Annotated in this window: 20 protein-coding genes; all 20 read right to left on the reverse strand. The window is 54.7% G+C overall.

Annotation, left to right across the window (positions count from 1 at the left end; all coding sequences use genetic code 11):
* Genes V1566_RS20405 through V1566_RS20500 form a run of 20 tightly spaced genes read right to left on the reverse strand, consistent with a single transcriptional unit; the run spans position 1 to position 12,897 of the window.
* On the reverse strand, positions 1-780 hold the full coding sequence (locus V1566_RS20405) for a phage tail protein (RefSeq protein WP_395304462.1): 780 nt from the start codon (positions 778-780) through the stop codon (positions 1-3).
* Positions 780-1,460 carry a DUF2612 domain-containing protein gene (locus V1566_RS20410; RefSeq protein WP_395304463.1) on the reverse strand — a complete coding sequence of 227 codons (681 nt, stop codon included), beginning with the start codon at positions 1,458-1,460 and terminating at the stop codon, positions 780-782. Before V1566_RS20410 ends, V1566_RS20405 begins: the two co-directional genes overlap by 1 nt.
* Positions 1,457-2,656 (reverse strand): baseplate J/gp47 family protein, encoded by a 1,200-nt coding sequence (locus tag V1566_RS20415; RefSeq protein WP_395304464.1) that lies wholly within the window; start codon positions 2,654-2,656, stop codon positions 1,457-1,459. Before V1566_RS20415 ends, V1566_RS20410 begins: the two co-directional genes overlap by 4 nt.
* The gene (locus tag V1566_RS20420; protein WP_023325694.1) at positions 2,657-3,010 is read right to left on the reverse strand and encodes a hypothetical protein; all 354 of its coding nucleotides are present in this window, start codon (positions 3,008-3,010) and stop codon (positions 2,657-2,659) included.
* Entirely contained in the window at positions 3,010-3,762 is a 753-nt protein-coding gene (locus tag V1566_RS20425) for a Gp138 family membrane-puncturing spike protein (RefSeq protein WP_395304465.1), read from the reverse strand. The genes V1566_RS20420 and V1566_RS20425 overlap by 1 nt, the downstream gene beginning before the upstream one ends.
* Positions 3,763-3,803: 41 nt before the next feature.
* Positions 3,804-4,220, reverse strand: coding sequence for a hypothetical protein (locus V1566_RS20430; RefSeq protein ID WP_395304466.1), 417 nt, complete (start codon positions 4,218-4,220; stop codon positions 3,804-3,806).
* A gap of 21 nt (positions 4,221-4,241) precedes the next feature.
* Positions 4,242-4,583 carry a hypothetical protein gene (locus V1566_RS20435; RefSeq protein ID WP_395304467.1) on the reverse strand — a complete coding sequence of 114 codons (342 nt, stop codon included), beginning with the start codon at positions 4,581-4,583 and terminating at the stop codon, positions 4,242-4,244.
* Entirely contained in the window at positions 4,583-5,647 is a 1,065-nt protein-coding gene (locus V1566_RS20440) for a hypothetical protein (protein WP_395304468.1), read from the reverse strand. Before V1566_RS20440 ends, V1566_RS20435 begins: the two co-directional genes overlap by 1 nt.
* Before the next feature lie 2 nt (positions 5,648-5,649).
* On the reverse strand, positions 5,650-5,952 hold the full coding sequence (locus tag V1566_RS20445; RefSeq protein WP_395304469.1) for a phage baseplate plug protein: 303 nt from the start codon (positions 5,950-5,952) through the stop codon (positions 5,650-5,652).
* Positions 5,952-6,539, reverse strand: coding sequence for a phage baseplate protein (locus tag V1566_RS20450; RefSeq protein ID WP_395304470.1), 588 nt, complete (start codon positions 6,537-6,539; stop codon positions 5,952-5,954). Before V1566_RS20450 ends, V1566_RS20445 begins: the two co-directional genes overlap by 1 nt.
* Positions 6,539-8,548 carry a transglycosylase SLT domain-containing protein gene (locus V1566_RS20455; RefSeq protein ID WP_395304471.1) on the reverse strand — a complete coding sequence of 670 codons (2,010 nt, stop codon included), beginning with the start codon at positions 8,546-8,548 and terminating at the stop codon, positions 6,539-6,541. Before V1566_RS20455 ends, V1566_RS20450 begins: the two co-directional genes overlap by 1 nt.
* On the reverse strand, positions 8,538-8,714 hold the full coding sequence (locus tag V1566_RS20460) for a DUF6889 family protein (RefSeq protein WP_072205396.1): 177 nt from the start codon (positions 8,712-8,714) through the stop codon (positions 8,538-8,540). Before V1566_RS20460 ends, V1566_RS20455 begins: the two co-directional genes overlap by 11 nt.
* 11 nt (positions 8,715-8,725) lie before the next feature.
* Positions 8,726-9,178 carry a phage tail assembly chaperone gene (locus V1566_RS20465; RefSeq protein WP_063201782.1) on the reverse strand — a complete coding sequence of 151 codons (453 nt, stop codon included), beginning with the start codon at positions 9,176-9,178 and terminating at the stop codon, positions 8,726-8,728.
* A gap of 3 nt (positions 9,179-9,181) precedes the next feature.
* Positions 9,182-9,622 (reverse strand): DUF3277 family protein, encoded by a 441-nt coding sequence (locus V1566_RS20470; RefSeq protein WP_000257260.1) that lies wholly within the window; start codon positions 9,620-9,622, stop codon positions 9,182-9,184.
* 11 nt (positions 9,623-9,633) lie between these two features.
* Positions 9,634-10,779: a DUF3383 family protein gene (locus V1566_RS20475; RefSeq protein WP_023344726.1), complete on the reverse strand. Its 1,146-nt coding sequence runs from the start codon at positions 10,777-10,779 to the stop codon at positions 9,634-9,636.
* Between the two features lie 3 nt (positions 10,780-10,782).
* Positions 10,783-11,328 (reverse strand): hypothetical protein, encoded by a 546-nt coding sequence (locus V1566_RS20480; protein ID WP_023150228.1) that lies wholly within the window; start codon positions 11,326-11,328, stop codon positions 10,783-10,785.
* Positions 11,321-11,725 carry a hypothetical protein gene (locus V1566_RS20485; protein ID WP_023344727.1) on the reverse strand — a complete coding sequence of 135 codons (405 nt, stop codon included), beginning with the start codon at positions 11,723-11,725 and terminating at the stop codon, positions 11,321-11,323. The genes V1566_RS20480 and V1566_RS20485 overlap by 8 nt, the downstream gene beginning before the upstream one ends.
* Positions 11,725-12,231: a hypothetical protein gene (locus V1566_RS20490; protein WP_023344728.1), complete on the reverse strand. Its 507-nt coding sequence runs from the start codon at positions 12,229-12,231 to the stop codon at positions 11,725-11,727. Before V1566_RS20490 ends, V1566_RS20485 begins: the two co-directional genes overlap by 1 nt.
* The gene (locus V1566_RS20495) at positions 12,231-12,647 is read right to left on the reverse strand and encodes a DUF4054 domain-containing protein (RefSeq protein WP_199557759.1); all 417 of its coding nucleotides are present in this window, start codon (positions 12,645-12,647) and stop codon (positions 12,231-12,233) included. Before V1566_RS20495 ends, V1566_RS20490 begins: the two co-directional genes overlap by 1 nt.
* On the reverse strand, positions 12,616-12,897 hold the full coding sequence (locus V1566_RS20500; protein ID WP_199557760.1) for a hypothetical protein: 282 nt from the start codon (positions 12,895-12,897) through the stop codon (positions 12,616-12,618). Before V1566_RS20500 ends, V1566_RS20495 begins: the two co-directional genes overlap by 32 nt.
* Between the last annotated feature and the right edge of the window lie 31 nt (positions 12,898-12,928).

Consider the following 12,928-nt stretch of genomic DNA (forward strand, 5'->3'; position numbering starts at 1 on the left):
TTAATACCCTATCGCAATATAACCGACATTTACTCCAGCCACCCCAGAACCATTGATATCAGCAGTGTTGATCGTGACTTGAGTTTTGCTTGATTTATTTGGTGTTGCAAATATTCTTGTGCCTGATGAGTTGTATATAGTCGGAATTAATGCCAGGCATGCACTAGGAAATGGTGTTGGGTATGATTTAACGAGTGCTCCATTTGATGCAGTAACTCCCTCATCCCATTGTACAATCGTCCCAGTTGGCAGAAGAAAGGCTCCGGTTACACCAAGTGAAAATCCTCCTGCCGCTGTAACATTACCACTCCCTCCCCAAACACCACGCTTTGCTGCCTCTCCCAAACCGAGGTATGTGAGAAGGTTCGCCACGGTTGTTTGACCGACGACATCCCTACCGACTTGTGTGAGGTCAGTTTGTGCCGCGGTATCTGTTCCGGTGAAATAGGGAAGTTTATTTGCTCCTGTAGCGAGGCCGGCAAGTGCCGTCAGTGTGGCATCAAGCGCCTGGAAGTCCTTACCGAACGCGGTGGACATCTTCGCGATAAATCCTGCTATATCTCCATCATCAAGTACATCCTGCCCGCTCTTATTGGCGGTATATTGCGCCAGCGCTGCCGCGATAAAACTGGCCTGTCGAATAGCTTTGTTCACCTGCGCTGATTTTGCTGGCCCACTAATAAAGCCGGACAAAAGCGCCGGTAGTGCTTCCCAGTCTGCCTGTGACATCACGTTAGCATTCGCAGCTGTCGCGAATGGTTTAAAGTCATTTTTAGCCATTACAGTAATTTCCCCCATGCGCCATCATCAAATCCGGCGATATATTCGTTGTCCATGTCAAAGCCAAAGAATTTTGAGCCTTCTGACGGTGTTTCTACCGAAGGCGTTTCAACGTCACCGGCCCATACACCAGCTGCTTTAACGGTGAGATAGCCCTGCTTGATAGCAGCGATCAGTTCGAGAGACACATCAGAAATATCAGTCTCAGGAAAAACCCAGACCGAGATCGTCATGTCCTGGTTGTCGACGATTTGCATCTTCAGGCCAGAGCCTGCAGTTGCAGCGTCAAGGATGGGAGGCAGCGAATCATTGCGTCCATCCCAGTTGTTGATGGCGATTTTTGCCTTCAGAACGATTCGATAGGTTGTATCGCTCAGCGTGGTATAGCCTGCATCTGGATCATACGGGCCTTGCCATACGCCCTGGTCATATCCGAGCCCGTCAGTGTCCCAGCTGAAATAAACGCCGCTTATCGGCTGGCTGACTATGCGACTGCGACCAATCCAGAGGCCGAGCGTATCGAGCTGGACGCCGACAGCAGTATCAATATCGAAAGCGCTTACCAGCCCCCGGGTGGCGCCGGTGATATCAATCAGTGGCCGCGTGCTCAGGTCTACGTGATCAAAAAATTTCGGCTTCGTGGCGTGATAGTTGGTGATTAAGTCCGTGTACTTGCTCATGACGTCACCGTTAGAACAATGCTTTCGGGTTTACACGACGCGGATTCGTTATAGGCGATGATGATGTTTGCCGCCGCGACGCTACCGGCTGATTTGCCAATCAGCAGCTCCTGTATGTCGTAGTAGCGCGCATTGCCGCCACTCACTACGCCGAGGTTCGCCGGAGAATAAATCCTGCTCAGCAGCACATCGTCACCGATCGTCAGCCCATTGATGTAATCCGCGACGGCCTGCTGAATCTGTACGCCAATTTGCGACGTGTAGCCGGTGAATGCCTTCAGGGTGATATGCCCGTAAATCGGGACATCAGTAGATCGCGAAAAGCTGATCACGTGTGGGTTGCCGTAGGTGTCCGGTACCGTGACAGATGTTGTCCCGTAGGTGGCCGTTCCCTGCCCTTTGTTTCCCCTGATTGTCTGGGCTATCTCGGTAACATCCCCTCCATCGACGATGGCGGAAATGGAATGAGGCGGCAGCCCGTTGCTGTCGGTTGCACCAGTATCGTTCTCGTAGAGCTTGTGACGTGTCACGCCTGCAACGTTGGCGATCGCACCGTCAACACCTTCAAACGGAGTGAGGGATGGTAGCGCTACGCTTTGCCCCTGTCTGATACGCAGTTCTGCGTCAGTTTCAGCCGGTGCGCCTACAGTGGCCGCAGCCGGGTTGGTTACAGAAGCCCAGCCACGGGTCGGCGTGTTGATAGTGGTAATCGTCCCGGCCAGCGCAGCAACCGCTCCACTGTTTGAGCAGGTTGCAGTTACCGTCACGGTACCGCCGACACCGATCGTCACCGAGGCAGGAAGCCGCCAGATCACGTTATTCGTGTCTTTCACGGTACCGTTTGTGATGGATGTCCCGGCAGTACCGGTCAGAACCAGATCCACGGTAGAGTTCGTCGCTCCCCTGCGCGCGATACCGTTGATTTTTACGTTACTCGTCAGCGCTGCACCGTAACCCGTAGCAGGTGAGAAGCAGTTATAAACGGAGATGGCCGTGTTGTTGGCATCGTGAATAGCCAGCGCCACCAGCGCCACCATCTGGCCGTCTTTGCTGTCTGGCTCCAGATAAGCGTCGCTGCCATAAATCTGCTGAAAATAGCTCGTCAGGGTATCGAGTATCGTCTGGTAATCAGGCGCACTGATCCCCTCAGCGGTTACCGTTGCCGATAAGCCGAGTGTGTCCAAATTGAGGGCCATTTATGCCTCGCTGGTTACTGTCGTTGTTCCGTAGATGGTGTCGATTTCAGCGAAGAACTGGACGCGGCGCGTCGTCGTGTTCACTGTCGTATTGAAAGAGAGGATGGATTTAACGCCCCGCGTTTCGAGGATGCGCTTACGGATCGCCAGGTTGTAGGTTTCTGGCTTCTGCTTACCGAGTACGGACTGAATCCACGGTGTCCCCTCGGTGGTGTCGAGAAACCATTGCCCATACCACAATTCGAATCGCGTTTTTACCGCCTGCGCCACGGCCTCAGGTGAGTTAATCAGCCAAGTATCATCGCCGCTGCCAAAGGTGTAATCACCGTCGGCATCTTCACGTCTGTATCGCATCAGTTCACCCCGTCTGTGTTGCTGGTGCCGTGCTGCACGCCGCCGTGAGTGTGCGTATCATCGATTGTCTTGCCGTTAGCTTTGACGGTACCGATAAACTCGACAGCGCCGGTGATTTTGGATGCAACGCCAGAAGCAACAGAACCCACCATTCCACCCAGCCAGGACAGGAGCCCGTGAATGGTAACTTTCGCCGAGAAGTCGGCCTGCGGGGTAACTACATCCAGACCGCCAGGCGCTACGATTTTAATTTTCTGCGTAGTGGGGTTGAGCTCAAAGAACGTGCTTCCGTCGTCGCTGCGCAGCTGAGCGGCCCCAGTGCTGATTCCGCTGATTTTCTGCGCCTGTGACTGCGGCCCGACGATACAGAACGCATCCGATAAGTCATGCACCCGGTCGTCGACAGGCTCCTGTACCCCGCCGTTCTGCCACCAGAAATCGATGCAGCGATCGGCGAAAATCACCAGGCATTCATCACCGGCTTTCACCGGGAACGTTAGCGTGCAGCCGCCGCCGCGCGGAAATATCACCGGCACATCCACCAGAAGCGGGTAATTTTTGGTAATACGGTTCCCGTCGTTATCAGTTTCAACCGAACGGATAGCAGGCTGCACAACCGCCGTAACCGCGTCAGGGTCGAATGACTGAACGATGCCAGGCAAAGCGACGCGGATCTGGTTTTTTGTGGTTTCCCGCTCAGATTTGAATGTTTCGGCAAGGTCGCCGCTGCGGGTCTGGTCAGATACTGCCATTTGGTAGGCTCCAGAAAGCAAAAAACCCGCCGAGTGGCGGGTTAGTTGAATGTTTTATAGGTCACGGTTCGTTTTTTGTCTCCGAGCGTCCCGTAGCACTCTATTGTATGAGTTATGCGACTATTGAAGGCGTTCATCCCAGAAAAATGAAGAGTAAAGTAATAAATTTGCTTTCCATTGTTCTCGTCGATTCCGCTTTCAGTCTGTTCGGTTTCGAATGTGTCCGGCAACGATAAAGAAGATCGGGCAATATCCTTACAGGTAAATATCACTTCATTCTTTAAAAGAGCCTCTTCTGACAGAGTTGGGGCACTACTTGATTGTTGCGCTTTAACTTGTTCAGAGGCCTCGGTGTTACTGGACACTTTATCAGTTTCATTGTTTTTATGGTTCCCAATTAAATAACCTACAACAATGACAACTAATAAAACTATTTTTTTTGACCTGCTGACTGCCATAAATAAAGTCCATTGATTACTTTAGTCAGAAACTTTTTTGCATGGGAAAGAACCGATAACTTTCGGAGCATCCATGCGGTTCTGCAGCAGTTGGACGTTCAAGAACGATTTTCCGTTACGTTTAACGAACTCAAAACCGTAGTTGTTACCATCGCGTGCAGGCATCAACCCCATATTCCATACAGCTTTGGATTCATCGCCTTGTTCGCCGAGATATTTTACCTTTTGACTGGTCACTAACTCGCCATTAATCCGCACGAGACCTTCGGCATCCGATAGCGTCATCTTATATCCTCCGCACTGGAACGCAGCAAAAGAAGGTAACGAAACTAATAGTCCAGCCAATAAAGCATACTTACCCATTATCCACCCCGGTTAAACGCTGCCTGAGTTTTAATATCTATAGCGCCACGCGCTTCGCACATCATATCCATGTACCACGCCTGGCCCCTTGTGTCGCCAGTGTACATAATCCCGCGCACAATATAAACGCCATCTGTTGCGATGCTGGCAGGCTGCGCCGTGGTGCCGCTGAGCGTGATATTTCCGTCAGTGTTCTGGTCGGTGATCTGCCCACCAGCCATAGCGATATCGTTGTTCGACAGCGCGGTGCGATATACGGAAGCCTGATCCAGCTGAATAAGCCCGTTAACCCGGATGTTCGGGTTAATCAGCGCGCGGACGTTTACGCCGTTGCCGATGGTCTGCTGCGGCATGCCGATCAACCCGGTGGCGCTGTTGAGCACAATCGCGTCGTGAACATACTCGTTATTCGCCACCATCTGCCGCTGGCCGTCCACGAACTGCCATGTTGCGCCACATTGTCCGGCCACGTTATCCATAAGATGCCGTGTCATGCCGAACAGCACCCGGCCCCGTGGGAACACAGTAGCAGGCATTTCAGGCGTCAGGCCTTCGGTTGCGCCTTTGGCCTCGAAGTCTTTCATCAGCGCGCGATTCACGTCTGCTACCGTGTAACCGGCTGCCAGCGTCTGCGAGGTTATGCTTGTGGCAAAAGCCAGGTCCGTATCGGCTGCCTGAATCAGGACGTAGGAATCAATAGGGCTGTCTTTTCCGGTGACCGAGTAGCGAATATCTCCGCTGAAAATCAGCCCGTAGTTGCGGCCATCGCTCTGGCCCACGTCCGCCGCGTCGACTTCGCGCACAGTCCCGACGTCGCTTACCGATACATCCGGCGCGATACCGTCGTAACCGGCAATCAGCCGCACTTTCGAAAATTCCTGCCCGGTGATGCGGTTTACCGTATCAGCTGACAGGTTGTAGATTTTGAACGTACCCACCCGGGACGCGCTGCTGATGTTGAACCAGTCGATCGTGAAGGTCACTTTAAAATCGCTGAGCTCAATCCCCTGCCCGTTTTCGTCCACGAGCTGCAGCTCGAAATGTCTCATCCAGTTCTGTGACATGCTTACTCCGTTGATACCAGTAAATGACTGCGGCCGCCCAGGTCGGTTTTCGTCGGATAATCCTGTGTGCTGTCGTCACAGACCACCACCAGCTTAAAGCCGAGCCCCATATAGGCGTACTGCGCCAGCAGGTCAGCGCCGGTGACGAGAGGAATACCGGAGATTACCGGCACCCCTCTGTCGTTCTGCAGGTCCATAATCCAGTACAGATCGCGCCATATGATGCTAATCCGCCAGGTGGTCCCCGCCAGGATGATGCTGAATTGCTGGTTATCCGCTGTCAGCGGGATTTCCTGAATTGCCATTAGCCGAGCCCCAGTAATGACGCCGCGTTACCCGTGATGCTTTTCAGCAGCGAGGTATTTGGCGGCTTTGTGGTTTTGTTGCCGGTATTCAGTACCGCCGACGTGCTGGTCCCGTCCTTCATGTTGGTTTTATCCGCGACGGCGATCTGCTGCGTCTGCGAGATAAGAACCTCCCTCAGGGTGAGGACGGCAGACAGGACGTTTTCGGTTGTCTTGTCTGTCGTCACTTCCAGCGCGCGGATTAGCATGTTGCTGTACAGCCGTTTGCCGGTTACCACATCGAAAGGGATACGGCTCGCCTGCAGGTCGAGAATCTCCTGATACGTCTGCTGGGGACTCAGCCCGAGCAGACTGGTGGCCGTCAGGTTACTGGCAAAATCCAGCAACGATCCGCCACCAGCGAAACCGACCTCCATCACCACTTCAGACGGTTTTTTGTAGGCATGGTCGGCGATGGCGGCCCCAACCTCGACAGGGTGCTCGGTTATCTCCAGCGTGTCGGTGTGCTTCTCAGAAACAACCACGCTGGGGACTATCATCCCTATTTTTCGGGTCTGCTGTTGAAAGAGAGTTGAGAGAATATCCATTAGCCCACCTTCGTCTGATTGCCGCGCATGACCTGGGCATTTGCCGACTGCTGACGACGCTCGACCTCGGTACCGACAGAACGCGGGTCACCACCACCGTAGATGTGATAAGTATTCTGTTGCTGTACCTGAGCCCCGGCAGCGGGCATGTTGCTTAACACCTTCGGAATGTAGTTGCGGGTTTCCTGAGGCATAAGGGCCATCCCGTGCTTCTGCACGTTCCCGATCCCCCAATTGTATGAGGCCAGCGCCTTGCTCAGGTCACCGCCGTTCGCCTGCAGCAGCTGTGAAAGATACTTTGCGGCTGCCTGGGCGGCCTTCTCCGGGTCGAAAACATCGTTCCCGCGCAGCCCCATGTCGCGCGCCGTACCATCCATAAACTGAAACAGACCTTTAGCGCCAGCGCCTGAAACGGCGAACTGATTACCGCCCGATTCCGTGATGGCCACACTGCGCAGCAAACCTTCCGGAAGCCGGTAAAGCTGTTCAAGGTTGGTAAGCATCGGCTGCATCCATCCCAGCAGCTCAGAGCCCGCTTTGGTTGGCTGTGGTCGCTTGACTGACTGTCCGAGCTGTTCAGGTTCATCATCACCAAACCAGCCGCGCACCGTTCGGCCCACGCTGCGAGGATCGAATCCCCAGTGCTCTTTAATCCAGTCGGCGGTACCGTTGGCGCTGTCTGTTACCATCGGCATCGCTGACGGATTTTCGCTGCCCTGATTAAGCATCTGTTTGCCGATGCTGGCCGCATCAGCCCAGCGACCGTCTTTAATGGCGTTGAGCAGGTCGGCGATCATATTCAGCATTTTACTGAACTCGCCCATCTGGTCGATGAAGTTGCTGAAATCCCACTTCAGGGACCATGATTTGGGGTCAATATTGAGCAGTTTCGCCAGCGCTTTCGCAAGGTCGTTAACGGTCGTTTTCAGGTCACGAACCATCTTCAGCGCAGCGTCGACTTCCGGCTTCCACTTGCCCCAGTCAATCAGGCTGTCCCCGCCTTCCTTCCAGGTCTGATAGTCCTCCCACAGAAGGGCAATCCCCGCCGCCAGCGCGGTAATGAGGCCAATCGGCGACTTCCAGAACGTACTGTTCAGAATGCGCAGCGCAATCGTCAGCGCGCCAAACAGCGATATCAGCTCCCGGGTTTGCTTATCCAGCGATTGCCACCAGGTGATAAGGCTGGATGTTCCCTCAATAAGTCTGAAGAAAAGCCGCCCGATGATGTCACCGAGCGCCAGAATGCCCTTTATGGCTTTCGTCAGGGTCTGCTCGATGCGCGGGAAGTTATCGAGGATGTGGCGGCGCAGCGTGTCCAGCGAACCCGCCAGACCACCAGCAAGATTAGAGCCGATTTTGTCACGGGCCATGCCTGCCATCGCGCCGAACTCGCGCAGGGAGGTCATGAATTTGTTGGAGCTTCTGGCCGCCTCGTCAGCATTGAAGCCGATAGCTTTCGCCATTGCGCTGTACTGCCCGGAGAAACCGCCCACACCCCGGCGCATCGCCATGAGGGTATTTTCGTCAATGCCCAGCATCTGCGCATACTGGTTAGCCCGGTAATACGGCATGCTGCTGAGCTTCTGGCCGACACCCGTAAAGATAGCGGCCATGTCGCGCATGTTGCCGCTGGCGTCACGGGTCTGTACGCCCAGGCGATTCAGGAAGCCTTCCGCGCCGGGATTGTTACGAACAAACCGGGAGAGGCTTTCCAGAGAGGTTCGCGCCGCGTCAACGCTGCCGCCCACCTGCGAAACCGCATAGCCAATAGACTGAATCCCCTGAACCGTCGCGCCGGTGCGCTGTGACGCCCAGTAGAGATTATCCAGACCGGAGGCGATCTTAGCCGTAAAGGCCACCACAGTAAGCGCGGCACCTTCGACGGCCAGCCCCATTTTGATGGCGTTTGCGGTTGTACCGGCGAGAACTGAGTCGAATTTTGACGCGCCCGCTTCGTCGATATCAAAACCGAGCGAGACGAGGAAATCTTTAATAGTCTCAGCGTTCATTATCCTCTCTCCATTTCTCAATACGACGCTGGTTGTCGGCCTTAACGGCCAGGTGGTCATTCATCAGCGCGATATCGCACAGATCGATTGATCCATCCTTCAGCGCGTAATAAGGGATTAACCCGGCATCAACCGGGTCAAGGAGATAAGACAGCCCGTCAGGCAGGCTGTTGAGGGTTAACCCTGAGGCTGGCCCGGCGTCGCGCTGGTAGGGCTCACGGGCAAAAAATTTCCCAGTGAATCGGCGACCACCCGCGCCACCAGCTGCAGCATGGTTAGCAGATCGATATCATCGAACATCAGCTGACCGCTGTTGAATACCGGCGTCCATCCGTCCATGTGCTTACGTGATACCACGGCCAGGCACGGATGAATAATCGCGTTGGTATCTTCTTCAGTCAGGGAAGACAGTTCCTCAGCGATGCGCGGGAGCAGGGTTTCAAACACCGGTTTCAGCTGTTCGAATTTCACGGTGTCGATTTTGCCATCAGCAGGCAGCTGGGAGCGAATGCTCCCGAAATCTGACATCATGCCCGCCAGCACCGGCAGCAGTTTGCGGGTCACTTTCAGCTGGTCAAAAACGCTGAGTTTTGCCACGCGGTAATCGTGGCCTTTGATTGAGCATTCCATCTGTTAAAACTCTCCGAGAACCTGGTCGATTTTGCCGCAGTCAAACACCCAGGGCATCGTATTACCGGCTTTAGCGTTGGCGTTATCCGGCTGTTTCTGGAACGCCACGCTGCGCGCCGTGATGATGTCTCCGCTCACCTTGTTGCGGATCACAATGACGTTGTTTCCCCAGGTACCTGAGGACTGACTCTGCGCGTTGTACGCCAGCGACAGCTTTTTGTTTGTCGGCGAGGTCTTCAGCAGGTTGACGGTTACCGTGCCGCTTTTATCCGCGTGCAGGCTGTGCATCACTTCGCCGTCAGCGCCGATGGTCATGGTATTTTTGGGGCCGCCCATTGCAACGGTGATCCCCTCCTCTGAACTGGCGGAACCGTAGCCCAGATCAATCTCGCCGGTCGGGCCGGAGAGGGACGCCGTGACGTCCATAAAAGAATAAGTAGCCATTCATGTTCTCCTTAGCGAACGACGTTGATCTGCACATCAGCGAAATGAACCGCACCCGCCAGCTTACAGGCCACCTGAATAACAGGTGCCTTACGTGCTTCACGGTCAGCCTGCGCCTGCTCGGAAATCGGCTGCGCGTAGACGTAATAGCCTTTTGTCAGCGTGTCGCCGGAATCCAGCTGCCCAATCGGGCCACCGTTCCATACGCCAGCAGCCACCAGCCCGTTCGTGACGGACTGATCCATCGACTGCTCAACATTGGAAAGCAGACGCGTAACGCCAGCATCGGTCTGTGGGACTTTGGTTGTGCTGGTGTAGAGCAGGTTGTACAGGTTGGTCTGAACGTAGTTCTGCAGCCAGTCGAGCCCGTGGCGTTCGTCGAAGAAATCACCGCTGGACATGACGCCCTGCTGCAGGATGGCCGTATCGTTCTGGTAGTACACAAATACGTTGCAGTTTTTGGCATCCAGCGCCGCCGCCTGATTGGTGGTCAGGGTTTCATAGGTGATCCCCGGCTCCTGCTTGAATTTCAGGGTAATGGTGGTGTTGCTGCCGTTGAAATTCACCGTGAACGCGCGACCAAATGCAGACAGTGCGGCGTACTTGCTGCTGGTGGAATATTGCACAAACGTGCGAGCGTATTTTGCCGCCTTCAGCTTATAAGCCAGGTCGGTAGTGGAGGTCGCGTTTACCGTTTCAGGCTCTGCAGTGGTAATCGCCAGAATTCGGCTGAGACTGGAAGCCTCGATCGCAGCGGCCACGCTCAGCCAGTCGGCATCGTCGATATCTTCATCGTCAGCCACGGCTAGGCCGTACCAGTTCGTGTAATTCAGAACGGCGTTCACCGCCTGCAGCAGCGTTTCCGTCGAACCGCTTTCAGCCGATACCAGCGTTTTAGCCCAGCGACCGACATACACCTGCTGAGGTTTCGGTGACTGTGAGAAATACACGGTCGCGGCTTCATATTCCGGGCTATCCACGCCGAAATCAGAGCCGATATCTTCAGGGGATGAGTAGAGGCGAATACGCTCAGAAACCGGGATAACCGTTGAGCTCCCGAGAATGAGCAGCGAACCAAAGTTTCGACCAGTAGCCGCACGCGGCCCAATGATCACGTCGACATTAACGACGTTAGATACAGGTAATCCCTGCGGCATAATTTAGTCTCCGAAAAATGAGACGGGCGCATCTTGCAGCGTCCGGACGTTGTAGGTACGAATGTTTTTGCGGGACAGCGTGATGGTAAGGTCGTAGCGCCTCACCCACTGGTTATTAATGAGCTCTGGCAGGTTGTAGATAGTCCCAGCCTCCACCAGCGAAAGCCCCGAGCGATTCAGTTCGGCGTTGTTTTGCTCGACGAATATCCCCGCGCGGAAAGTTGATGCAGTGTTGGCCCCCAGAGGGCCATAGAAGCAGCAAATCACCGTTACCTGTTCCCATGTCCATTGCTCGGACTGTTCTTCCGAAACCTGAACATCGGACTGGCTTAACGGCTGGGGAACGGTAGTGATACCGAAGGCGCACCACGTTACCCCGTTGTTGGGGATCTGCGGCTGCGGGTCAGTCCATCGGGGGAAAACAAGCGCGGCCGGCAAGCCAGAAACGCCACGAATCCACCGGCTGATTTCACGCTCCAGCGCCTCGTCATACTGGGGGCTATCCCCGACAGGCGTCAGATAACCGCGCGCGGTGCTGTCATTACTCAACTGGCGTCCCTCCGTTAAAGTCCACCAGCTCACAATGCGCCTGGACGAATCCGGCGCCGTAACTGGTGTACGGATCGACAAATGTCACCCGGTAAGCACGCCCGTTATAGCTCACGATATCGGCATCAAGTCGCGGGGCACTGTCTGAACCGGGCTGGCCCTGGGTTAATCTGAACTGCGTCACGATGAGGATCGCGCCGCTGATGTTCTGGCCTGCCGCCATTCGCCTGGCTTCCAGAGAACGGTCAACCGTCACCACGCCAGAGAACGGGATATCCTGAGCTGTGTTTTTCGTGAAATTGTCCTCATCCACCGTCTGAACCTGCCGGTGACACACCAGACTGGTGTCCATGAAGTCGGGATCGAGAAGAACATCGCTCACATCGAGAAGAGGCATTATTTTTTCCTCACGACGTAGTTAATTGAGCGCAGCAGGTAACCGTGGGCATACAGCGGTTTTTCGCCGGGAATGCCCTCGGCCCTTCTGCGTTCGAGGGTTTTCTCAGAAAGTGGGTGCAGCCGGTCACCAGCACCAATAACGGCTTTTGCAGCGTCACGGGCAATCTGTCCGGCGCTCTCCAGCTCACGCACTGCTGCTTCAGTCTGCCCCTCCAGCGCGGCGGTTGCCGCTGCCTTCAGGTGCGCAGTGGTTCGGGGTTTTGAATCCTCGATCCCCATATCCAAAAAAGGACGCGGGGGAAGCGTGACCGTTGTACCGTCGATTTCCACCGTTGCGCCCGTCGAGTGGAGATAGCCCAATTCCGCGTTATTAATCGGAGAGCCATCCTCACGCCCTGCCTTGTCCTCAGGTATTCCCACCAGCACATCCATTCCGGATAGCTGTCGGAGGGATTCCAGAACAGCCACGGCGTTATCAGCGCGAACAGTTAACCCACTTTTCATTATGGTGTTCCCAGTTGTATCGCTCCCGCACCGAATATCATGAGGTATTCCCAGAATTCGGAACCGTAGCGAGTGTTATTCCAGAACCCGGCATCAGGATTAAGCGTCACACTTGCGTCATAGCTGACAGAAACCTTATCCACTGACTTTGAAGTCTGAACACCACTATTCGCACCACCAGCGCCCCCTACAGACGACGAGCGCATGTCAGCGGCATAAAGTGTCATGTAATGCGCCACGAACAATTCAACGACATAGGGGAAAATATCCTCCCCAAACCGGGACTCGCTCATCAAAACATCTGCTAGAGCGAGACGGGCCTGTATCATCGTGGTGGGAAATTTCGTTTCATCAGCGAACTGCGGGAAGTCAGAGCGGAATTTCTCAGGCGTCGGCAGGCTTTGGTTTTTTGCCATTGGCTTTAGCCTCTGCAAGTTGCTCCTCAAGCTCAGCAATGCGGGTTGCCTGCTCTGCCACCAGCGCTTCCAGATCAGCAATACGCGGATCATCTGCCAGCGCAGGGGCTTCGCCATCTGGCGAGCAATGCGCTTTCACAAACCAGTGATCAGCAACGTCATTTTCAACGTCATGAAACCCGGGGATAAAAGCCTTGATGCTGGCTCCATCGTTAAAGTTAAACGCAGACAGCACATAGATTTTTTTCATAGCAGTTCCTCAGGAAAGCCCCCGCTTCCGG

The organism is Enterobacter sp. ECC-019 (assembly GCF_043974075.1).
Classification (GTDB): domain Bacteria; phylum Pseudomonadota; class Gammaproteobacteria; order Enterobacterales; family Enterobacteriaceae; genus Enterobacter; species Enterobacter asburiae_D.

Coding starts and splice junctions, on each gene's coding strand:
- V1566_RS20495 (WP_199557759.1), bottom strand. CDS start 12,647: ATGGCAAAAAACCAAAGCCTGCCGACGCCTGAGAAATTCCGCTCTGAC.
- V1566_RS20465 (WP_063201782.1), bottom strand. CDS start 9,178: ATGGAATGCTCAATCAAAGGCCACGATTACCGCGTGGCAAAACTCAGC.
- V1566_RS20405 (WP_395304462.1), bottom strand. CDS start 780: ATGGCTAAAAATGACTTTAAACCATTCGCGACAGCTGCGAATGCTAAC.
- V1566_RS20415 (WP_395304464.1), bottom strand. CDS start 2,656: ATGGCCCTCAATTTGGACACACTCGGCTTATCGGCAACGGTAACCGCT.
- V1566_RS20410 (WP_395304463.1), bottom strand. CDS start 1,460: ATGAGCAAGTACACGGACTTAATCACCAACTATCACGCCACGAAGCCG.
- V1566_RS20470 (WP_000257260.1), bottom strand. CDS start 9,622: ATGGCTACTTATTCTTTTATGGACGTCACGGCGTCCCTCTCCGGCCCG.
- V1566_RS20485 (WP_023344727.1), bottom strand. CDS start 11,725: ATGCCTCTTCTCGATGTGAGCGATGTTCTTCTCGATCCCGACTTCATG.
- V1566_RS20450 (WP_395304470.1), bottom strand. CDS start 6,539: ATGGATATTCTCTCAACTCTCTTTCAACAGCAGACCCGAAAAATAGGG.
- V1566_RS20435 (WP_395304467.1), bottom strand. CDS start 4,583: ATGGGTAAGTATGCTTTATTGGCTGGACTATTAGTTTCGTTACCTTCT.
- V1566_RS20425 (WP_395304465.1), bottom strand. CDS start 3,762: ATGGCAGTATCTGACCAGACCCGCAGCGGCGACCTTGCCGAAACATTC.
- V1566_RS20490 (WP_023344728.1), bottom strand. CDS start 12,231: ATGAAAAGTGGGTTAACTGTTCGCGCTGATAACGCCGTGGCTGTTCTG.
- V1566_RS20475 (WP_023344726.1), bottom strand. CDS start 10,779: ATGCCGCAGGGATTACCTGTATCTAACGTCGTTAATGTCGACGTGATC.
- V1566_RS20420 (WP_023325694.1), bottom strand. CDS start 3,010: ATGCGATACAGACGTGAAGATGCCGACGGTGATTACACCTTTGGCAGC.
- V1566_RS20455 (WP_395304471.1), bottom strand. CDS start 8,548: ATGAACGCTGAGACTATTAAAGATTTCCTCGTCTCGCTCGGTTTTGAT.
- V1566_RS20500 (WP_199557760.1), bottom strand. CDS start 12,897: ATGAAAAAAATCTATGTGCTGTCTGCGTTTAACTTTAACGATGGAGCC.
- V1566_RS20440 (WP_395304468.1), bottom strand. CDS start 5,647: ATGTCACAGAACTGGATGAGACATTTCGAGCTGCAGCTCGTGGACGAA.
- V1566_RS20430 (WP_395304466.1), bottom strand. CDS start 4,220: ATGGCAGTCAGCAGGTCAAAAAAAATAGTTTTATTAGTTGTCATTGTT.
- V1566_RS20445 (WP_395304469.1), bottom strand. CDS start 5,952: ATGGCAATTCAGGAAATCCCGCTGACAGCGGATAACCAGCAATTCAGC.